The following is a 20,420-nucleotide window of genomic DNA, read 5'->3' as shown; positions in this document are numbered from 1 at the left end:
ACAGTGGTGACAGAAGTGGAGATCTCCCCTCGGGAAGCCGAGGTGCTGGAGCTGGTCGGAGCCCACCTCAGCAACGCCGAGATCGCGGCACGGCTGTGCATCTCGGTACGGACGGTGGAGAGTCACGTCTCCTCGCTGCTGCGCAAGCTGGAGGTGCCGGATCGGCGGGCGCTCGCCCAGCGCGCGCCCCAACCGGCCGGCGCGGCCCGGCCTCACGCGGCGCCGGTGCTGCCGGGCCCGCTGACCTCGTTCATCGGCCGGGTGAGCGAGCGGGCCGCACTGAGTGAGCAGATCAGGACACATCGCCAGGTGACCGCGCTCGGTCCCGGCGGAGTGGGCAAGACCCGGCTCGCGTTGGCGGTGGCCACGCAAGCAGCCGGTGAGTACTCCGACGGGGTGTGGTTCGTCGACCTGGTCCCGGTCAGCGATCCGGACCTGATCGCGACCGCGGTCGCCGGGGCGCTCGGCCTCGGCGAGCAGCCCGGCCGCGACATGACCGCGTCCGTGGTGGCCGCGCTGGCCGACCGTCACGCCCTGCTGGTGCTGGACAACTGCGAGCACGTGGTGGACGGGGTGGCGCTGTTCCTGGAGCGGCTGCTGGCGACGTGCCCCCAGGTGACGGTGCTGGCGACCAGCAGGGCCCGGCTGATGGTGCCGTTCGAGCGGGTGTATCTGGTTCCGCCGCTGTCGCTGGCCGTCGAGGGTGAGTCGGACGCGGTCGCGTTGTTCATGGAGCGGGCGGCGGCGGTCGGCCGGCCGCTGGATCCGCCGCTGCGCGAGCAGATCGTCTCGATCTGTGAGCGGCTGGACGGCATGGCGCTGGCGATCGAGCTGGCCGCGGCCCGGTATCCCACCCTGGGGCTGGACGGCATCACCGCCGCGCTGTCCCACCCGCTGCGGATGCTCACCGGCGGCTCTCGTGCCGACGAGCGGCACCGTTCGGTGCGGGCGGCGCTGAACTGGAGCCACGCCCTGCTGGAGCCGGCCGACCGGGCGCTGCTGCGCCGGGTGTCGGTGTTCGTGGCGTCGTTCACCGCCGCGGCCGCGGCGGAGGTCACCCGGGGCGAGGAAGGCCTTGTCGCCGACGGACTGGCCCGGCTCGCCGAACAGAGCCTGCTGGTGGTGACGGCGTCCCCCGCCGGTACGGAGTACCGGGCGCTGGAGACCATCCGCCAGTACGGGACGGAGCGGCTCGCCGAGGCCGGCGAGCTGGCCGACGCCCGATCCCGGCACCTTCGCTGGTGCCTGGCCAAGGCCGCCGCCCTGGCGGTGACACAACCGGACTGGCGTGCCCGGTTCGACCTGGTGGCGGACGACCTGCGCGCGGCCCTGGTGTGGGCGGCCGACCAGCCGCAGCAGCGCACGGACGCCCACGAGCTCGCCCGCCACCTGGCGGAGCTGACCTTCACCCGTAACCTCGTCGGAGAGTCCCAGCGGCACTATGAGCAGGCGGCCGAGCTCGCGACCGACCCCACCGCCTGCGCGGCGATGCTCCGGCAGGCCGCGGCCGTCGCAGGCTGCCGGACGATCGGTGATGACATGTACCGCCTGCGCCGCGCGGCCGCGGACGCCGCCCGCAGGGCCGGCGACACCGCCGGCGCCGCCGCCGACCTGGCGATCGCCGCCACCATCGCATTCCGGTTCTCGCCCACCTTCGCGCGCCTCCCGCCCACGGAGGAGGCCCTCGCGCTGATCACCGAGGCGCGGGAGCAGGCCGGCGACGATCCGGCCGCGCAGGCCGCCATCGCCCTGGCCGAGGCCGCGGTGCTCACCGACGCGTTCGGCGCCGCCCAGGGCCCGCCCGGCAACGCCGTACCGCAGACGCTCGCCCGCGCCGAGCGGGCGGTCGAGCTGGCCCGCCGAACCGGCGACCCGATCGCCCGGTCGGCCGCACTCGACGCGCTCACCGGCGCTCAGAGCTGGGCCGGCGACACGTTCGCCGCCGCAGCCACGGCGCGGCGCCGCATCACGCTCCTGTCATCCCCGCCGAACACACCGGCCGGCACCCACGAGCTGATCGACGCGCTCGGTATCGTCGCCGAGGCCGATCTCGGCATCGGGGACGTTCCAGGCGCCCGCCGATGGGCCCGCCGACTGGCCGACCATCCCTCGCTGGCGGAGGCCGGTGACCGCGCCACCTGCCGGCTGCTGATGGTCGACGCGCTGGCGGGCAACGTCGATGAGGTGCTCACCGGCAGCATCCGCTTCCTCGACACCTGGCGGCGGGTGGACAGCTCCGCCTGGTCGCTGCTTCGCCCGGCGGTGGCCGGGGTGGCGATGATCCACGGCCTCCGCGGCGACCAGGACGCCCTGGGCGAATGGCAGGAGATCCTGGACCAGCTCGACACCCCACCGCAGCGCGCCTACGGCTACGGGGCGGTCTTCGATGCGATGCTCCTGCTGCACCGCGGGCATGCACCGCAGGCTCTGCAGCGCACGGCCCCCGAGCCCGGACAGGTGTGGAAGTGGATCACCTGGATCTGGCACCACTGGTATGTCGCGCTGCGCACCGAGGCCGCGGTGCTCGCCGCGAGCCCCGACGCTCGCGACCGTGCGGCCGAGGCCCGGACCGTCGTGGCCGGCAACCCCGTCTGCGCCGCCATCGTGGAGCGAGCCCATGCCCTGCTCGACGGCGACCAGGAGGCGCTGCTCGCCACGGCAGAGGCCTTCGAGGCCGCCGGCTGCCGCTACCAGTCCGCACGGACCCTGGTGCTCGCCGGCGGAGCCCATGCCGAGCGCGGCGCGGCGGCGCTCGCCGGCCTCGGCCTCACCCCGATGGCCCTGCCCACGATGGCCCTGCCCCCGATGGCCCCGCCCCCCATGGCTCTGCCCCGGCACCGAGCCCGGCCGTGACCGGCGGTGCGAGGCCACCCGCCGGTTCACCGCCACGAACGAGTACCATACGGAGGGCCACCCCGTTTACCTTCAGCGCGCCGGAGACGACATGCCCGCCACCAAGCCTGACGACAGCCGCAGCCCGGCGCCGCCCGGCCGGCCCAGGCGCGCTGATGCCCGCCGCAATTACGACCGCATCGTGGCCGCGGCCGCCTCGGCCGTCGCCGAGCACGGAGCCGAGGCGTCCCTGGAGGAGATCGCCCGCCGCGCCGGCGTCGGCTCGGCGACCCTGCACCGGCACTTTCCCTCCCGGCAGCGGCTGCTGGAGGCGCTCTTCCGCGACAAGGTCGACGCCCTGTGCGCCGCCGCCCGCGACCTGGCCGGCGACCCCGACCCGGGACAGGCCCTGGTCAGCTGGCTGCACGCCGTCGCCACGCACGTCGTCACCAACCGGGGGCTGGCCGCCTCACTGCTGCACGGCGCCCACGACGGCGATCCCGTCCTCGGCGCCACCTGCCACACGATGATCGTGGACGCCGGTCAGGAGTTGCTCACCCGCGCCCGCCAGGCCGGCACCGTCCGCGCCGACGTCTCCATCACCGAGCTGCTCAGGCTGGTCAACGCCATCTGCCTGACCGTCGAGGACGAACCCGACGGCGCCGCTCAAGCCGACCGGCTGCTCGCCCTCGTCCTCGGCGGCGTACGCCTGACACCGGCGTAAAGCGCACAGGCGGGCACCCGTCGACGGGCCACCGACGGCGTCGCCGCCGGTGGCCGGGTCAGTGCGCGAGCACGTCCGGAAAGCCGAACGTCGCGACCAGCGCGGGATCGTGGAACTTGATCACGCGGGAGACGCCGGTGGCGGTGGGGGCCAGCAGCACGACGCCGTCGGCTCGCAGCACGCCGTCCCCGTCGCGGTGGTACACGACGGCGGCGGGCTGGCCGTTGGCTGCGGTGGGGATCATCCGCCAGTCGCCCGGTGTGCCCAACACGTACGTGCCGAGCAGGTGGATGCACATCGCCCGGCCCGCCCGCCATTCGCGGAACGGCGTCGCCTCCAGCGTGGCGTCCGCGCGCAGTACCTCCTCCAGCAGGCCGGCATCGGAGCGCTCGAAGGCCGCGATGTAGCCGTCGAGCAGCGCGCGTGCCCGGTGGTCGGCTGGTTCGAGCAGCTCCTCGGGTCCGGGCTCCCGTTCGTCCAGCCGGGCACGGGCGCGCTGCAGACCGCTCTTGACCGCCGCCGTCGTGGTGCCGAGGATCTCCGCGGTCTCGGCCGTCGAGAACGCCAGCACCTCCCGCAGGATGAGGATCGCACGCTGGCGGGAGGGCAGATGCTGCAGGCCGGCGATGAGCGCCAGCCGCAGCGACTCGCGCTGGACCACCACCGCAGCCGGATCGTCGGCGGGCGGGGCGATCCACGCCTCCGGCAGCGGTTCCAGCCACGACACCTCGCCCGCCGCAACGGGACTCGGCGGGCGATCGGGTCCCTCGTACGGGCCTGCCAGACCCGAGGGCAGCACCCGGACCGGGCGCGGCTTCAACGCCGTCAGGCAGACGTTCGTGGCGATCTTGTAGAGCCAGGACCGCATCGACGCCCGGCCCTCGAAGCCGGAGTAGGACCGCCACGCCCGCAGATAGCTCTCCTGCACCAAGTCCTCGGCTTCGTGCGCCGAGCCGACCATCCGGTAGCAGTGCGCCAGCAGCTCCCGGCGGAACCGCTCCGTCTCGGCGGTGAACCGGTCCTGATCCGGTGCCGCGGGCCGATCCGATGTCACGCCGGGAGCCTAGTGCCGCAGCGCCCAGGGGTGTGATTCACGTGCGATCAGACCTCGTCCAGCTGCAGGATCATCGCGCGGAAGGTCGCGTAGCGGGCCAGGTTCGCCGCCGCGTCCTCGGCGGTGCGCCGGCCGGCCTCGGACCCGAGCGCGGCTTCCAGCGCAGCCATGTCGTCCCAGTCCAGCATCACGACCATGTAGCACGGCTCGCCGATCACGGCCGCCGGGCGGTGACTGCGGGTGTAACGACGCAGGCCCGGATACTGTTTCGCCAGCGGGATGTGGACCTCGCCGTAGTGACGTTCGAACGCGTCGACGTCGCACGGGGTGTCGTACATCACGACGAAGCGCGCCCTCTGCTCAGCGGCCGGGTCCACGGTTGCGCTCATCTGTTTCCACTCCTGTCATGGGATACCTCCGGTGTACGGCGCCACCGGCTCTGACCTCCTGGTGGACTTGTCTAGGGCAGCAGGGCGAGTTTGCCGACGGTGGCCCTGGCCTCCAGCTCCGCCAGCGCTTTCGGGCCGTCGGCCAGCTCGTACACGGCCGGCATGCCGGGGGCGAGCACGCCGGCCGCGATCAGCGCGGACAACTCACCCATCAGCTCGCCGAAGATCTGCGGCGCGTCCTGGATCAGCACGCCGATGTTGAGGCCGATGAGGTGGATCTGGTGCTTGTACACCAGCTCCCAGTTGGTGATCGGGGCTTCGCCGCCTGCCACGCCGTAGACGATGACCCGGCCGGTGACCCGCTTGGCCGCGGCCAGGCCGGCGGCGAAGCTGGCGCCACCGGCCGACTCCAGAACCACATCGACGCCGGACCCGCCGGTCAGCTCCTTCACCTCGGCGGCGAGGTCAGCGCCGACAGAGTCCAGGACGTGGTCGGCTCCCAGCGCCAGCACCGTCTCGTGCTTGCCCGGCGAGGCGGTGGCGATGACCGTCGCACCGTAGTGCTTGGCCATTCTCACCGCGGCCTGGCCCGTCGCGCCCGCCGCGGCGTGGATCAGCACAACCTGCCCGGCAGCGATGCCGCCCAGAGGCTTGAGCGCGGCCAGCGCGGTGGGCCAGTTCACGACCAGACCCAGCGCCTGCTGCTCCGTCCAGCCCGCGGGCACCGGTACCGCCGCAGCCGCGGGCAGCACCATGTACTCGGCGAAAGCGCCGGTTCCGACGCCGGCGACGCGCGCCCCTGGTTGCGGGCCGGTCACCGCCTCGCCCACCGCGACGACCTCACCGGCGGCCTCGAAACCCGCCAGGTACGGTGGCCGCGGCCCGTCCAGGAAGGTGCCGCGGGCCTTGGAGATGTCGGCGAAGTTGACCCCGGCGGCGGCGACGCGGATCAGGACCTCGCCCCGGCCAGGACTCGGCACCGGCGCGCCGGTGATCAGGCGCATGTCCTGCGGGCCGTTGAGGGAAGTCTGCTGCAGCGCGCGCATGGTCGCGGGAATGCTCATCGGCGATCAGCCTTCTTTCTCGGCGTACATGAGGGAGACCGACCGGCCCGTCACGCGGGCCGCGCCTCCCACCATGTAGACCGCGGCCACCACAAAAGGAATCGGCATCACCGCGCGAGAAGTCCGGCACGCTGTGGCCGGACAGCAAGGACAACCGCCCCCGGCCCGCCCCGCCGCCGGCTACCGCCGCGCGGCGGCCGGCGAGGCGGCGCGGGCCGCGACGGCCGCCGCGAACGCGGAGATCACCGGGTGCGGGCGCCGCCCGTCGCCGGCCAGCTCTGGCTGGAACAGCGTGCCCAGGAAGAAGGGATGCCCGGGCAGCTCGGCGACCCGCGCCATCCCGTTGGGCCCGTCCCCGCCCCGGTCGCCGTCGCCGGCGTGGCCGGAGAAGACCAGCCCGTGCTCACTCAGCACGCGCTCGTAGCGCTCGCTGAGCCCGTAGGAGCAGCTGTAGGCCTCGACGGTCGTGGACGCGCCCATGATCTGCTCGATCAGCGAGCCCGGCGCCAGCCGCACCACGCCCTCGTGCCCGGCCAGCGAGCACCGCAGCGGCATGATCAGCACATCCTCCTCGTCCGCGGCGGCGGCCGGGGTGTTCTCGGCGTGGGCCACCCGCAGCCCGCACACGCCGCGCGCGTACTCCAGCAGCATGTGCTGGAACCCGCCGCACGTCCCCAGGAAGGGGATGCCGTGCTCGCGGGCGGTGCGCGCCGCGCCCACGGCCCCCTCCTCGCTGAGGTACGGGCTGCCGGGCACGACCCAGATGCCGTCGAAGGCCTCCAGGTCACGGGCGTCGGGCGTGGGAATCCAGTAGGCGTCCAGCGCGACGCCGTCGCGTTCGCGCAGCGCCTCCAGCAGCAGCGGGACGCGGGTGTGGGCGCGGACACCGGGGGAGCGGTCACCGACCAGGGCGATTCTCATGCCGTCATCGTGGCCCGCCGACCTGCTGCAGCGCCAACGATGATGTCTGCACCTGCTATAAGCATCACTGATGGACCCTCATCTGTTGCGCACGTTCGTGGCCGTGGCCGAGGCCGGCTCCTTCTCCGCCGCCGCCGAACGCCTCGGCTACACCCAGTCCGCCGTCTCCCAGCAGATCGCCGCCCTGGAGGCCGATCTGGGGCTGCCCCTGCTGCGGCGCCGCCCCGTCGAGCCGACCGAGGCGGGCGCGCGGCTGCTGGAGCACGCCGGCCCGCTGCTGCTGCGCCTGCGCGCCGCCCGCGCCGACGTGCTGCGCACCGCCGCGCTGCCCGCCCACCGGCTCACCCTGGCCGTGGCGCCGCTGGCCCTCAACCCGGTGCTGGCCGCGCGGCTGGCGCGGGCCCGCGCCGAGCAGCCGCGCCTGCGGGTGCGGCTGCGCACCGTGGGCCGCGAGCAGGTGGCGGCCCAGGTCGCGGCGGGCGAGGCCGATCTGGGGCTCACCGACGGCATCACCGCACCCAACGACCCGCTGCGCCTTCCGGAGGCGGGCCCCATGACCACGGTCGGGGTGTCGGATGAGGAGCTGGTGGTGGCGCTGCCGCCCGGCCATCCGCTGGCGGGACGGGCGGGGCTGCGGCTGGCCGACCTGATCGACGCCCGCTGGCTGGCCACGCCGTTGTGCCCGCTGCGGCGGCTACGGGATCTGGTGGGCGACGGTTTCCGGGCTGGGCTGGACTACCGGGGCGACGACGTGCAGACCGTGCGCAACCTGGTGGCCGCCGGGCACGGCCTGACGCTGCTGCCCGCCTCGGCGGGGCCGGGCGTGCCGCTGGCGGCCCCCCGGCTGGTGCACCGGGTGGAGCTGCTGCACCCGGCCCTGCCGCCGGGACCGGCGGCCCGCCTGGCGGCCGCCCTGTCCCCCTGAGGGTCCCCGCGGCAGCTCAGCCGCGCCCGTGCCAGCCCTCCACCCCGCCGGGCACGGGCGCGTCCGCGTCGTAGGGGACGCGGGTGAAGACGAAGGTGTTGAGGTCGAGGTGGTCGGGCGCGACCCGCAGCGTCTCACCCGCGTAGTAGCCCTCCAGCCCCACCCACGTGCCGTCCTCGCGCGGCGCGAACCGCGAGGCCCTGCCGGGCCCGTTCATCGGCGCCAGCGACAGCATCCGTCCCGGCAGCAGCCGCAGCACGTACGGGGACGGCCCCCAATGCCACACCCCGGTCAGCGCCAGCAGCTCCGGCTCGGCGGGGCAGGCACGCCATTCCCGCGGCAGCCGCGGCTCGTGCTCGGCCAGGATGTCCAGCAGGTCCAGCGGCAGCGACCGGCTCACGCCGGAGGTGACGTTGGCCAGGTACAGCACGCCGACCCGCTCGGCCGGGTCGGCCCACACCGTGGCCAGGAACCCGGGCATCGACCCGGTGTGCCCGGCCAGGCGCCGCCCGGCGTGCCGCGTCAGTTGCAGGCCGAGGCCGTAACCGCTGCTCCAGGCGTCGCCGTCGTCGACGGTGGCCGGCTCGCGCATCTCCGCCAGCGTGGCGGGCGCCAGCACGCCGCCGGTGTCGCCGGCCACGAACGCCGCCCACCTGGCCAGGTCGGCGGCCGACGACCACAGCTGCCCGGCCGGCCCCATCGCCCCGGCGTCGTGCTCCGGCTCGCGCAGCAGCACGTCGGCGTACGGGTGGACGGCGTAGCCGGTGGCGTGCGGCTTCCTCGGCCGGGCGGTGGTGGCCTCCATGCCCAGCGGCGTCAGGATCTCCTCCTGCACGGCCCGCAGCCACGGGACGCCGCGCAGCCGGGCGACCAGCTCGCCCAGCAGCGCGTAGCCGACGTTGCTGTAGTGGTAGCGGCGGCCGGGCCGGTGCTTGAGGTCGCCGGCGGACAGCCGGCCCAGCAGCGCCTCCGGCGGCAGGCCGGGGGTGCGCTCCCACCAGGCGGTGGGCGGCTCGGCGCTCAGCCCGCCGGTGTGCGACAGCAGCTGCGCGATCGTCACCTCGCCGATCGGCGCCTCGGGCACGTGCTTGCCGACGGGGTCGAGCAGGTCCAGGCGGCCCTCGTCGCGCAGCCGCATGACGGCCACGGCCACCAGCGACTTGGTGATCGACCCCAGCCGGTACTGGGTCGCGTCGGTGGGCGGCGAACCCTCGCCCCCGCTGTTGATGGGGCTCTCGCCGTCGATGCGGCCGCGCGCCCCGAACCAGGCCGTCCGGCCGTCGCGGACGATGGCCGCCACGATCGACGGCACCCGGTTGCGCGACTGGTCCTCGGCCAGGCGCCGCAGCAACGCCTGCCCGGCCACCGATCCCACCGCTGATCCCGCCGCCGATCCGGCCGCCCCCTGTCCGGAGCCGGTGTGGTCGTCCGCCGAGGGGTGGGCCGAAAGACCGAGCGTGTCGTCCATGAGCGTCCACCCTACCGGCCGGTCCGCCGCTCGGAAGGAGATCAGCCCGGGCCCGGTCGACTCCGCCTGAGCCGGCCGGCCGGGTCAGGTGTCGCCGCAGACCAAAGGCCTAGGTCGTGATCAGTGAGGCGGTCAGGTGGTCGCGGAAGCGGCGAGCCGCCTCCGACACGTAGGCCCCCTCCCGCCAGACCAGCCAAAGGACCCGCTCGGCGCCGGGAGCGGCCAGCGGTACGGGCGAGAACGGCGCCCGCGAGGCCGCCAGCGGCGAGCGGAGGTACCAGGCGGGGCCGAACCCCACTCCGAGCCCGGCGCTGACCATCTCGATGGCCGTGGTGGCCTCGTCGATCTCGCAGGCGACCACCAGTTCCAGCCCGGCCTCGGAGAACAACCGCTCGGCCAGCGTGCGCTGCCAGATCCCCGGCCGGGTGGTGACGACGGGTTCACCCGCGAGGTCGGCCATGGTCACCTCCCGCCGGCCGGCGAGCCGGTGCCCGAGCGGCACGGCGAGCAGGATCTCCTCGCGCAGGAGTTCCTCATGGACGAGCCCCGGCCCGTCGAGCACCTCGGAGGCCAGGCAGAAGTCGACCTGTCCCTCGCTCAGCCGCTCGGTCATGACCTCCGGGTTCGCCTGGAAGAGTCGTACGGCGATGCCTGGATGTTCGGCGATGAAGCTCTTGACCGGTTCGGTGACCGTGAGCAGCGTCTCCGAGGCGAGCGAGACGCTGCCGCGGGCCAGCCCGGCGGCGTCGGCGAGCTCGCGCCTGGCGTCATCCAGCTCGGCCAGGGCCCTGTTCACCCGGCGCAGGAAGGCGGCGCCGAACCGGTTGAGGCGGATTCGCCTGCCGTGCCTGTCGAACAGGGGCACGCCCAGGTCGGACTCCAGGCGCGCGATGGTCCGGCTGAGCGAGGGCTGGGCGACGCGGAGTTCCTCGGCCGCCCTGCTGATGTGCTCGTGGCGCGCCACAGCCTGGAAATAGCGCAGCGACAGCAGATCCATTATGCCTCTATAGCTATGAAGATATGGAGAAACTGGTCTTGGACAGCATATAGGGGTCCTTCTAGAGTCATCCACGAGTATTCAATCGTTGGAGGTTTCGTGCCCTTCGGGTATCTGTTCCCTGTGGCGCTCGCCGCTGTCGGCACGCTGTTCGCGCTACGGCCGGTGCCGTTCTCACGCCCGCTCGGCCGTACGAGCTACTACTTCGGCCTGGCCGCCAACGAGCTGCCGTTCGCGGCCTTGTTGTGGATGCTGCTGTTCCCGACGGCGCTGGCGATCACTGATGGTGACATCGACTCGGCGGGCGGCTGGGCGATCGTCGCCGTGGCCGCCGTGACCGCGATCGGGCTCGCGGTCATCGCCTACCGCGGGCTGGGCGAGCGGGGCAGGATCGAGCGTGCCATGACAGAAGGGCTGGGCGCCGGCTGGCGTGCCACCATCGACGCCGACCTCGGCGCTGGACTGCGGCGTCGTCGCCCGTGGGCCCGCATCCTGCTGCTGCCCATCGTCAAGCGCCGGCTGGACGTCCGGCGCGTGGCCAACCTCTCCTACGGCGACGCGGGCCGCCACAACCTGCTCGACCTCTACCACCACCGCTCGCGCCCGCAAGGCGCACCCGTGATGATCCACCTGCACGGCGGCGGCTACTCCGGCGGCCACAAGAACAGCCAGTCGCTTCCCCTGCTCTACCACCTCGCCGGCCGGGGATGGGTGTGCATCAGCGCCAACTACCGGCTACGGCCCCAAGCCCAGCACCCGGACCACCTGATCGACCTCAAGAAGATCATCGCCTGGGTGCGCGAGCACGCCCACGAGTACGGCGCCGACCCCTCGACGCTGTTCGTCGCGGGCAGCTCGGCGGGCGGGCACATGGCGGCGCTGGCCGCGCTCACCCAGAACGATCCCGCCTTCCAGCCGGGCTTCGAGGACGCCGACACCACCGTGACCGGCGCCATCTACCTGAACGGCTGGTACGGCACCTACTTCGGCCAGGGACCCGAGTCCTCGCCGCTGGCCCACATCACACCGGACGCACCGCCGTTCCTCGTGGCCCACGGTGACCTGGACCCGCAGGTGCCCGCGGCCGACGCCCGGCACTTCGCCGACCGGCTACGCCAGACCTCGGCCGCCCCCGTCGTCTACGCCGAACTACGCGGCGGCAACCACGCCTTCGACCTGTACCACTCGGTCCGCTTCGAGGCGGTCGTCGACGCGATCGAGGGCTTCACCGCCTGGGTGAGAACGCGGGAAAGAAGAGCCGTGGCCGGCTAGCCGGGACCTCGGCCGACGGAACTTCCGTTCATCCCCGACGCCGTGGTCAACGCGGCGCGGCGGCGTCGAACACGTCCAGGATGACCTTGGTGGCGTCCAGCTCCCGGCTGGTCGAGCCGAGCCGCCGCACCTCGATCGGCCCCGGCCAGGTGTGACCGGCGCCGCGCAAGGTGTACAGCCGCACCGACGCGCCGCCGCGACAGCCCGTCCAGCGGCGCAGCCGCACCCCCGGCGCCGGCGCCGAGACGCCCTCGCCGGTGCAGCCCAGCGCCCGCGCCCATCCCTTCGCGCTGTCCTGCACCGGGGGCAGCACCACCAGCCGCGCCAGGCCGCGCCGCTCGGAGGAGTTCTGGAACGGATGGCCGCCCTCGTAGGGGACGACCTGGTCGGCGGTGCCGTGGAAGGCCAGCAGGGTCAGAGGCGCCGGACGCTCGCACGGCGGCACGATGCTCAGCCCGGCCACCGCCGCGACCCCGGCCAGCCGGCCGTTCATGGCGCAGGCCAGCGCGGCGGACATACCGGCGCCGAACGACATCCCGGCCGCGAACACCCGGCGCCGGTCCACGCACGCCCCCCGCTCCACCCGCTCCAGCAACGCCGTCAGGAAGCCGGTGTCGTCGGGTCCGTAGGCGTGCGGCAGCGTCCAGCCGATCCGCCCCTCGGCGGTCTGCGGGGTGATGACGAGGTAGCCGCGCCTGGCCCCCTCGCGGGGCAGGCGGCTGTAGGCGGCCTGCTGGGCGGCGTCGGAGCCCAGGCCGTGCAGATCGAGCAGGACGGGGTGGGGGCCCCGCCCGCGCGGCAGCGCCAGCAGGTACACGCGCCGCAGCCCGCCGTAGTCGATGGTGTTGCGGCCCTGGCGCAGCGCGGGCCCGCCGCCCGCGCACCCGCCGGCCGTCGCGCTCACCCCGGGGGAGGCGGCGGCGGACAACGACGGCGAGGACGACGGGGTGGGAGACGTGCGCGAGGGGGAGGGCGACGCGGACGGGTCACCGCCGCCGCCCGAACACCCCGCCGCCACCAGCAGCGCCCCGCACAGCAGCGCGCTGCCGAACCGCCGCAGACGGCCGGCCCGCGAGCGCCGCCTGCCAGGATCTGCGTCCATGACACCCCCTCCTCGTGATCCTGCCACCCCGGCCCCCACGCCACGCGTGAGGGCCGGGATGGCGACACTCAGCCGCTCGCCTCCATCCACAGCCGGACCGCCAGGAGGAGACCGACCAGGGCCGCCAACCGGCGCACGACAGCGGCCGGCAGCCGCCGGGCCAGGCGCGGGCCGAGAGTGGCGCCGGCGAACATGCCCGCCCCCAGCGGCACGACGACCGCCCACTCCACGGCCCCGAACACGGTGAACGCCGCGGCCGAGACGAGCGCGGAGGCGCCGATCAGCATGTTCTTCAGGGCGTTGGCGGCGGGCAGCCGCGGCTCGGCGGTGATCAGCAGCAGGGCGAGCATCATGACGCCGGACCCGGCGCCGAAGTAGCCGTTGTATACCGACATCACCAGCAGCACGCCAGGCAGCACCACGGCGCCCGCGCCCGACCGGCGACCGCGGCGGCGCCGTTCGTGGCAGGCGGCCAGCCGCGGCTGGGCCAGCAGCGCCAGCGCCCCGCCGGCCACCAGGAACGGCACGACACGGGCGAAGACGCCCGGCGGGGTGGACAGCAGCAGCGCCGATCCCGCCGCCGCACCCAGCACCGCCAGCGGCAGCCGCCGGCGCAGCCACGGCCCCTGACCGGCCAGCTCCGGCCGGGAGGCCAGCGCCGCACCGGGCCAGCAGGCGGCGAAGGCGACGATGTTGGCCACGTTCGCCGTCACAGCGGGAAGGCCCAGCGCGAGCAGCGCCGGGTAGGAGATGAGAGAGGTGATGCCGCCCGCGGTGCCGACCACCCCGGCGAGCACTCCGGCCAGGGCCAGCAGCGCCATCTGCCCGGCGCCGCTCACCGCCGCACCCGCCGGCAGGCAGGCGGGGGACCGAGGCTGCGGGGGAGATGCACAGCGAGGGCCTCCCTGGAGTCCGGCCCGGCACCCGGCCCCGGGCACGACCGCGATCTTCGCGCGATCGTAGCAGCCGTGCGCCGACGGGCCTGGCCCGCTGCTCTACCCTGGCTCCGGAACGGTGGCCGAAGAGGGGTTCGCGTTGAGACCTGGTCCGGATGGTTCGCTCGCCGCATCGCTGGATGCGGTCCTGGAGCGCATCACCTACGCCAACGAGGAGAGCGGCTACACCATCGCCCGGGTGGCCACCGACCGCTCCGGCTCGGAGCTGCTGACCGTGGTCGGCCCCCTGCTGGGCGCCCAGGTGGGGGAGTCGCTGCGGCTGAGCGGACGCTGGACCTCCCACCCCCGCTACGGCCGCCAGTTCGAGGTGTGGTCCTACACCACCGTGCTGCCCGCCACCGTGCAGGGCATCCGCCGCTACCTCGGCTCCGGCCTCATCAAGGGCATCGGCCCCAAGATGGCCGAACGGATCGTCGACCACTTCGGCACCGACACCCTCGACGTCATCGAGACCAGCCCCGAACGCCTGGTCGAAGTCCCCGGCCTCGGCCCCAAACGGACGAAGATGATCGCCGCCGCCTGGGCCGAACAGAAGATCATCAAAGAGGTGATGATCTTCCTGCAGGGCGTCGGCGTGTCCACCTCCATCGCCGTACGCATCTTCAAGCAGTACGGCGAGCAGTCCATCACCGTCGTACGCACCCACCCCTACCAGCTCGCCGACGACGTGTGGGGCATCGGCTTCAAGACCGCCGACACCATCGCCCAGGCCGTCGGGATCCCGCACGACAGCCCCGAACGCGTCAAGGCCGGCCTGCGCTACACCCTGTCCCAGGCCGCCGACGACGGCCACTGCTACCTGCCCGCCCCCAACCTCGTCGGCGACGCCGTCAAGATCCTCGACGTGCCCGCCGGCCTGGTCACCACCTGCCTGGAGGAGCTCGTCGCCGCCGAGGGCGTCGTGCGCGAGGACGTCCCCGCCGGCGACAACGTGGTGCCCGCCGTCTACCTGCCGCCCTTCCACCGCGCCGAGCTGTCCCTGGCCGGCGGCCTGCTGTCGCTGCTGCGCGGCGGCCACGACCGGCTCAAGGCGTTCGCCGACGTCGACTGGGAACGCGCCGAGACCTGGCTGCACGCCCAGACCGGCGCCGAGCTCGCCCCCGAGCAGCGCCAGGCCGTCCGCCTGGCCCTGACCAGCAAGGTCGCCGTCCTGACCGGCGGCCCCGGCTGCGGCAAGAGCTTCACCGTCCGCTCCATCGTCACCCTGGCCCGCGCCAGACGCGCCCGCGTCATCCTGGCCGCCCCCACCGGCCGCGCCGCCAAACGCCTGGCCGAGCTGACCGGCCACGAGGCCACCACCGTCCACCGCCTGCTGCAGCTGCGGCCCGGCGGCGAGGCCACCTTCGACCGCGACAACCCCCTCGACGCCGACCTCGTCGTCGTCGACGAGGCCTCCATGCTGGACCTGCTGCTGGCCAACAAGCTCGTCAAGGCCGTCGCCCCCGGCGCCCACCTGCTGTTCGTCGGCGACGTCGACCAGCTGCCCTCCGTCGGCGCCGGCGAGGTCCTCAAAGACCTGCTGGCCGCCGACGACATCCCCCGCGTCCGGCTCACCCAGATCTTCCGCCAGGCCCAGGAGTCCGGCGTCGTCGTCAACGCCCACCGCGTCAACACCGGCCACCACCCCGTCCTGGCGGGCATGAAGGACTTCTTCCTCTTCCCGTGCGAGGAGCCCGAAGAGATCGCCCAGCTCACCGTGGACGTGGTCGCCCGCCGCATCCCGCGCAGGTTCGGCCTCAACCCCCGCCGCGACATCCAGGTGCTCGCCCCCATGCACCGCGGCGCCGCCGGAGCCGGCGCCCTCAACCTCGCCCTGCAGGAATCCCTCACCCCCGCCCGCGAGGGCATGCCCGAACGCCGCTACGGCGGCCGCGTCTTCCGCGTCGGCGACAAGGTCACCCAGCTGCGCAACAACTACGACAAGGGCGCCGCCGGCGTCTTCAACGGCACCGTCGGCGTCGTCACCGACATCCGCCCCGACGACAACGAGCTGACCGTCCTGACCGACGAGGACGAGCACGTCGACTACGCCTTCGACGAGCTCGACGAGCTGACCCACGCCTACGCCGTCTCCATCCACCGCTCCCAGGGCAGCGAGTACCCCGCCGTGGTCATCCCGCTGGCCACCAGCGCCTGGATGATGCTGCAGCGCAACCTGCTCTACACCGCCATCACCCGCGCCAAGCGGCTGGTCGTCATCGTCGGCTCCCGCCGCGCCCTGGCACAGGCCGTGCGCACCAAGGGCGCCGGGCGCCGCCACACCGGCCTCACCCACCGCCTCACCCGCGGCTGATCACGCGGCCGATCACAGGGCCGATCATGCTGCTGGCGCGGTGAGCCGTTACGGCCATTCCTTTACCCGTCCTTGACGCTGCCCTGACCTGCCGTTGACTGCAACAAGTGATCGAAACGTGACCGAACTCTCCCATATGCAACCGCGTCATACATGCATCAGCATTAAGGTCTTTAGGTGCGGTTTGCAGTTTTCTGCATGGGGGAGAGGACAGACTTGAACATCGCGTCTGGTTGGAAGAAGCCCACCGCGGGCATCGCGCTGCTCGCCGCGGCGGCCCTGACGGCTTCGTGCTCCAGCGGCAACGCCGCCACGGGCAACGCCGGCGCGTCCAAGGCCACCACGTCCGCCACACCTCAGGCGCCGACGATCACCATATCGCCCGCCGAAGGCAGCGCGAAGGTCAGCCCCGACAAGAAGATCGTCATCACCGCCTCCGGCGGCACCCTGGACGAGATCACCGTCCAGGCCGGCAAGTCCGACGACGAGATCACCGGCACCTACAACGCCGACAAGACCCGCTGGGTCTCCAAGGGCACCCTCAAGCCCTCCACCGGCTACACCGTCAGCGCCAAGTCCGGCGTCACCACCGCCACCAGCGCCTTCACCACCATCAAACCCGAACGCGAACTCCAGGTGGCCGACGTCACCCCCAACGCCAAGGGCGAGACCCTCGGCGTCGGCGCCCCCATCATCGTGACCTTCAACCAGCCCGTCACCCAGAAGGCCGCCATCGAACGCGCCCTGACCGTCAAGGCCGAAAAGCCCGTCAAGGGCGCCTGGCGCTGGATCAACGACACCGTCGTCATCTACCGCACCGCCACCTACTGGCCCGCCCACCAGAAGGTCACCTTCACCGCCGACATCGAAGGCGTCAAGGCCGGCAAGGGCACCTACGGCGTCAAGGACTACACCGCCAATCTCAAGATCGGCGCCAAGGTCATCAGCAAGGTCGACACCAAGAAGCACATGATGTACGTCTACAAGGACGGCAAGCGCGTGCAGACCATGCGCATCAGCGCCGGCATGGCCACCACCCGCGAGTACACCACCACCTCCGGCGTCCACCTGACCATGGAGCGCGGCAACCCCGTCCGCATGATCTCCCCGGGCCGCAAGAAGGGCGACCCCGGCTACTACGACGTCATGATCAACCACGCGGTCCGCATCTCCAACTCCGGCGAGTACGTCCACGCCAAGGACAACGTCTGGGCCCAGGGCGTGCGCAACGTCAGCCACGGCTGCGTCAACGCCCGCCCCGACCAGGCCAGGTGGTTCTACAGCACCATGCAGCGCGGCGACGTCGTCGACATCACCGGCACCAACCGCGAGCTGGAATGGAACAACGGCTGGGGCTTCTGGCAGATGCCGTTCTCGCAGTGGAAGAAGGGCAGCGCCCTGTAACACCGCGCCACAAAAGGGGGGCCGGCACCGCACCCGGCCCCCCCCTTGGATCACCTCGACCGACAACGGGCCGGACCGACGCAAGGACACCCGCGGCCCCCCTACAGGGACCGGCGCAGCACCATCCCCGGCCACTCACCGACCGTGAACGGCGCCTCCCGCTCGAACCCCCACTCCTCGTACCAGCGCACCAACCGGCCGTCCCCACCGGCGTAACAGTCCACCCGCAGCACCGCCACCCCCCGCTCACCGGCCTCGGCCAGCGCCCGGTCCAGCAACGCCGCGCCCACGCCCATCCCCGGAAAGCGCCGATCCACCACCAGCGCCTGCACGTACAACTCCGGCACCTCCGCCGGCCGCACATACGGCGGCGGCGCCCCCACGCTCACGCACCCGGCCGGCTCACCGCCCACCTCGGCGATCCGCAACCCACCGCCCCGCGCCCATGCCCGCACCTGCTCCGTACGCCGCTCGTCGCCGGTGAAGGGCCGCTCACCCCACTGCCCGGTGATGCCCCGGCTCACCAGCCACGCCACCGCGCTGTCGAACATCGCCAGCACCGCCGCCGCATCCCGTGGCCCGCCCGCCCGGACCTCCACCCGGCTCCGCGCGCCACCCGCCGCCCGGCCCGCCGCCCCGCTCACGCCGGCGTCCCCCACGCCGCGCGCGCCAGCGGCGACCCGGCGGCGGGGGACAGGGGCTCCGTCAGGATCACCGGCGCCTGCGCCATGAACCGCGGCCGCCGGCCCCGATGCTCCTGCGCCGCGTGCACCGTGAACGGATGCACCACGTACATGTCACCGGGCACCCCCGTCGCGTACGCCTCCGCCCGGCCCCGGCTCGCCTCCTCCAGCAAGGGCCCCGCCACCATCGCGTCCATCGCCTCGCCCTCGCCCAGCACCGCCACCGAGTCCCGCTGCGAGCCGACCCGGATCCGCGTCGGCGCGTCGTCGGCACCCACCTCCGACAGCAGCACCAGCAGCAGCAGCGTGTGCGGCCGCCCGCTCACCTTCCAGCCGCCGTCCGCACCCGGGGTGTTGGCGTCGATGTGCCAGCCACGATCGTCGGCCGGCGCCACGTCCGGGAACCGCACCGGGATGTTGCCCAGGCTCCCACGCGGCACCCACCCGCCCGGCCCGGCCACCGCGTCCAGCGCCCGCCGCAGCCGCTCACTGCGCGCCAGCACCCCGAACGGCCCCTCACCCGTCACATCCGAGGCCCACACCACCGGCCGCGTCCACCCCGACGGCTCATCCGGCGACAACCCGACCTGACGCCACAGCAACGCCCGCGCCGCCTCGCCCACCTCACGCGCCGCCGCGCCCTCCACCTTGGCGAACCCGTCCGCCACGAACCGCTCGACGTCGATCACATCCATGCGCGGCACGCTAGCAGCGCCGCCCACCGACGTTCCCCCGATTTTTCCCGCTACGTCTCTTCCCGGTACGTCCCGCCGCCCGTCCGGCCCGCGGGCAGGCGACGGGACACACCATCACGGCTCACCCCGCGGCGTCAGCTCGCCGCCACGTACTCGTACGAGCCGGCCTCGATCCGCCCGTCCTTGCCGACCGCCACACCGTCCAGGTCGATGTCGTCGAACGCCGTCACACCCAGCCCGATCGCCGGACTGGTGGACAGCAGCCGCAACGGCCGGTTCGGATCGAACTTGGGATCCTTGCGCACGTTCGCCGTCCCGGCCGACATCTGGAACTGCCCGCCGTAGAAGACGTTGTGGTCGCTGGCGGTGAACGCCGGATCGGCGTAGGCGCTCTTCTTGCCCGCCAGCACGATGTTCTGCGACAACCTCAGATGCTGATTGGTGCAGCCCGCGTCACACACCACGCCCTCGGCGTCGGCGTTGGGCAGGTTCATCGAGTTGTTGCGGAACACCGTGCCGAACACCGGCCCGTTGGTCTCGATCCGGCCGTCGTCGTGCACCGGCCCCCGCGTCACCAGCCCCGAGCGGGCCCGCGACCCGTAGATCCCGTTGTACTCGAACACGTTTCCCGACGTGCCGTCCGGGTCGTTGGAGGTGCCGTCAGGCTTACGACTGGTGCCCAGCTCGGTGAAGGTGTCGTTGTCGATCGCCAGGTTGTGGTGGACCCGGTTGCGCGAGCCCATGAAGATCTCCACCGCCGCGCCGTCGAACACGTAGTCGTAGCTGAAGGCCACCGACCCGGTGATGGTGTTCCACCCGATGTTGGAGTCGTCACCCTGCACCAGCATGGCGAACGCCCCCGAGTCGTCGTTGGGGTCCTCGTCGGTGGGCGTCAGCTTGCTCATGTGGTTGTTGTCGACGAAGTCGTTGGCGGTCACCGCCGTGTAGCGGGCGCCCGTCTCGATGTACACCCCCGCCGCCGCGCCGGTGATGAGGTTCCGCTCCACGACGTTGTCGCTGCCGCCCACCTTGATCCCGGCCCACGAGCAGCGGCCCTCGTCACGGTTCACACCGACCTGCAGGTTGTAGACCTCGATGTGGCTGCCCCGCAGGTCCACGCACGCCTCGGAGTCACCCATGAGAATCGGCGCGGCGCCCGTGCCGTAGGCGTCGACGACGATGGGAGCCTCCGCCGTGCCCGAGGCGCTGACCGCCAGCTGCCCCGACCACGACCCGCCCCTCTTCAGCAGCAGCTTCGAGCCCGGCACCAGCGGCGCGGCCGACGCCGCGGCCAGCGACTTCCACGGCGCGTCGGCCGAAGTACCCTCGGCGCCGTCGTCGCCGGCGGCACTGTCGAGGTAGTAGACGACAGGGCCGTCGGCGGCGGCGGACGCGGCGGACGCGCCCGCCGTCCCCGCTGCGGCTCCGGCGATCACGACCACGAACGCCGCGACGCTCGCGGCCAGCGTCTTAGGAGCCTTCGATGATAAGCCTGACACGTGAGGTTCAGCCTCCCGAACAAAGATCATCCCGGTTGAGGCTGCCACCATAACTGCAAAAAGTGACCCAAATCGAGGCCTACGGACATCCGAACGACACCCGACAACCCAGGGGAGCGGCACACCACCCCCCACACCCCCC

The 20,420-nt window shown here is 73.0% G+C and carries 17 protein-coding genes; 6 read left to right on the top strand and 11 right to left on the bottom strand.

Going from position 1 to position 20,420, the window contains the following annotated elements; translation table 11 throughout:
- Positions 1-3 precede the first annotated feature (3 nt).
- Positions 4-2,853 (top strand): ATP-binding protein, encoded by a 2,850-nt coding sequence (locus tag ACIBG4_RS38440; RefSeq protein ID WP_397207027.1) that lies wholly within the window; start codon positions 4-6, stop codon positions 2,851-2,853.
- A 91-nt stretch (positions 2,854-2,944) separates the two neighbouring features.
- Positions 2,945-3,556 (top strand): TetR/AcrR family transcriptional regulator, encoded by a 612-nt coding sequence (locus tag ACIBG4_RS38435; protein ID WP_397207025.1) that lies wholly within the window; start codon positions 2,945-2,947, stop codon positions 3,554-3,556.
- Between the two features lie 58 nt (positions 3,557-3,614).
- On the opposite strand, the gene ACIBG4_RS38430 is transcribed toward ACIBG4_RS38435, so the two are convergent.
- The 4 genes from ACIBG4_RS38430 to ACIBG4_RS38415 form a co-directional block, all read right to left on the bottom strand.
- Positions 3,615-4,610: an RNA polymerase subunit sigma-70 gene (locus ACIBG4_RS38430; protein ID WP_397207023.1), complete on the bottom strand. Its 996-nt coding sequence runs from the start codon at positions 4,608-4,610 to the stop codon at positions 3,615-3,617.
- A 47-nt stretch (positions 4,611-4,657) separates the two neighbouring features.
- On the bottom strand, positions 4,658-4,999 hold the full coding sequence (locus tag ACIBG4_RS38425) for an EthD family reductase (RefSeq protein ID WP_397207021.1): 342 nt from the start codon (positions 4,997-4,999) through the stop codon (positions 4,658-4,660).
- A gap of 71 nt (positions 5,000-5,070) precedes the next feature.
- Positions 5,071-6,063 (bottom strand): zinc-binding dehydrogenase, encoded by a 993-nt coding sequence (locus ACIBG4_RS38420; protein ID WP_397207019.1) that lies wholly within the window; start codon positions 6,061-6,063, stop codon positions 5,071-5,073.
- 180 nt (positions 6,064-6,243) lie between these two features.
- Positions 6,244-6,984 (bottom strand): hypothetical protein, encoded by a 741-nt coding sequence (locus tag ACIBG4_RS38415; RefSeq protein ID WP_397207017.1) that lies wholly within the window; start codon positions 6,982-6,984, stop codon positions 6,244-6,246.
- 70 nt (positions 6,985-7,054) lie between these two features.
- Here ACIBG4_RS38415 and ACIBG4_RS38410 point away from each other — a divergent pair, with 70 nt between their 5' ends.
- Positions 7,055-7,909 carry a LysR family transcriptional regulator gene (locus ACIBG4_RS38410; RefSeq protein WP_397207015.1) on the top strand — a complete coding sequence of 285 codons (855 nt, stop codon included), beginning with the start codon at positions 7,055-7,057 and terminating at the stop codon, positions 7,907-7,909.
- Between the two features lie 16 nt (positions 7,910-7,925).
- Here the strand turns inward: ACIBG4_RS38410 and ACIBG4_RS38405 are convergent, their stop codons facing one another.
- On the bottom strand, positions 7,926-9,377 hold the full coding sequence (locus ACIBG4_RS38405; protein WP_397207013.1) for a serine hydrolase domain-containing protein: 1,452 nt from the start codon (positions 9,375-9,377) through the stop codon (positions 7,926-7,928).
- Positions 9,378-9,486: 109 nt separating this feature from the next.
- Complete coding sequence (locus ACIBG4_RS38400; protein WP_397207011.1) at positions 9,487-10,374, bottom strand: LysR family transcriptional regulator; 888 nt, start codon at positions 10,372-10,374, stop codon at positions 9,487-9,489.
- A gap of 99 nt (positions 10,375-10,473) precedes the next feature.
- Here ACIBG4_RS38400 and ACIBG4_RS38395 point away from each other — a divergent pair, with 99 nt between their 5' ends.
- A complete protein-coding gene (locus tag ACIBG4_RS38395) occupies positions 10,474-11,646 on the top strand; it encodes an alpha/beta hydrolase (protein WP_397207009.1) in 1,173 nt (390 codons plus the stop codon).
- A 46-nt stretch (positions 11,647-11,692) separates the two neighbouring features.
- On the opposite strand, the gene ACIBG4_RS38390 is transcribed toward ACIBG4_RS38395, so the two are convergent.
- Together ACIBG4_RS38390 and ACIBG4_RS38385 are read right to left on the bottom strand one after the other, a co-directional pair.
- Positions 11,693-12,748: an alpha/beta hydrolase family esterase gene (locus ACIBG4_RS38390; protein WP_397207007.1), complete on the bottom strand. Its 1,056-nt coding sequence runs from the start codon at positions 12,746-12,748 to the stop codon at positions 11,693-11,695.
- Between the two features lie 68 nt (positions 12,749-12,816).
- Positions 12,817-13,587, bottom strand: a complete 771-nt coding sequence (locus tag ACIBG4_RS38385) for a sulfite exporter TauE/SafE family protein (protein ID WP_397207005.1) — start codon at positions 13,585-13,587, stop codon at positions 12,817-12,819.
- 196 nt (positions 13,588-13,783) lie between these two features.
- On the opposite strand from ACIBG4_RS38385, the gene ACIBG4_RS38380 reads away from it, so the two are divergent.
- Both ACIBG4_RS38380 and ACIBG4_RS38375 read left to right on the top strand, forming a co-directional pair.
- Entirely contained in the window at positions 13,784-15,997 is a 2,214-nt protein-coding gene (locus tag ACIBG4_RS38380) for an ATP-dependent RecD-like DNA helicase (RefSeq protein ID WP_397207003.1), read from the top strand.
- A gap of 216 nt (positions 15,998-16,213) precedes the next feature.
- Positions 16,214-17,401: an Ig-like domain-containing protein gene (locus tag ACIBG4_RS38375; protein WP_397207001.1), complete on the top strand. Its 1,188-nt coding sequence runs from the start codon at positions 16,214-16,216 to the stop codon at positions 17,399-17,401.
- Between the two features lie 101 nt (positions 17,402-17,502).
- Here ACIBG4_RS38375 and ACIBG4_RS38370 read toward each other — a convergent pair whose 3' ends face one another.
- The 3 genes from ACIBG4_RS38370 to ACIBG4_RS38360 all read right to left on the bottom strand — a co-directional run bounded on the left by ACIBG4_RS38370 (position 17,503) and on the right by ACIBG4_RS38360 (position 20,278).
- Positions 17,503-18,045 (bottom strand): GNAT family N-acetyltransferase, encoded by a 543-nt coding sequence (locus ACIBG4_RS38370; RefSeq protein ID WP_397206999.1) that lies wholly within the window; start codon positions 18,043-18,045, stop codon positions 17,503-17,505.
- A complete protein-coding gene (locus ACIBG4_RS38365; protein WP_397206997.1) occupies positions 18,042-18,779 on the bottom strand; it encodes a phytanoyl-CoA dioxygenase in 738 nt (245 codons plus the stop codon). Before ACIBG4_RS38365 ends, ACIBG4_RS38370 begins: the two co-directional genes overlap by 4 nt.
- 134 nt (positions 18,780-18,913) lie before the next feature.
- Entirely contained in the window at positions 18,914-20,278 is a 1,365-nt protein-coding gene (locus tag ACIBG4_RS38360; RefSeq protein ID WP_397206995.1) for a hypothetical protein, read from the bottom strand.
- Positions 20,279-20,420: the final 142 nt, after the last annotated feature.

It is taken from the genome of Nonomuraea sp. NPDC050383, from assembly GCF_044459125.1.
In the GTDB taxonomy this organism is placed as follows: domain Bacteria; phylum Actinomycetota; class Actinomycetes; order Streptosporangiales; family Streptosporangiaceae; genus Nonomuraea.
This window is presented reverse-complemented; position numbering and strand designations above follow the sequence as displayed.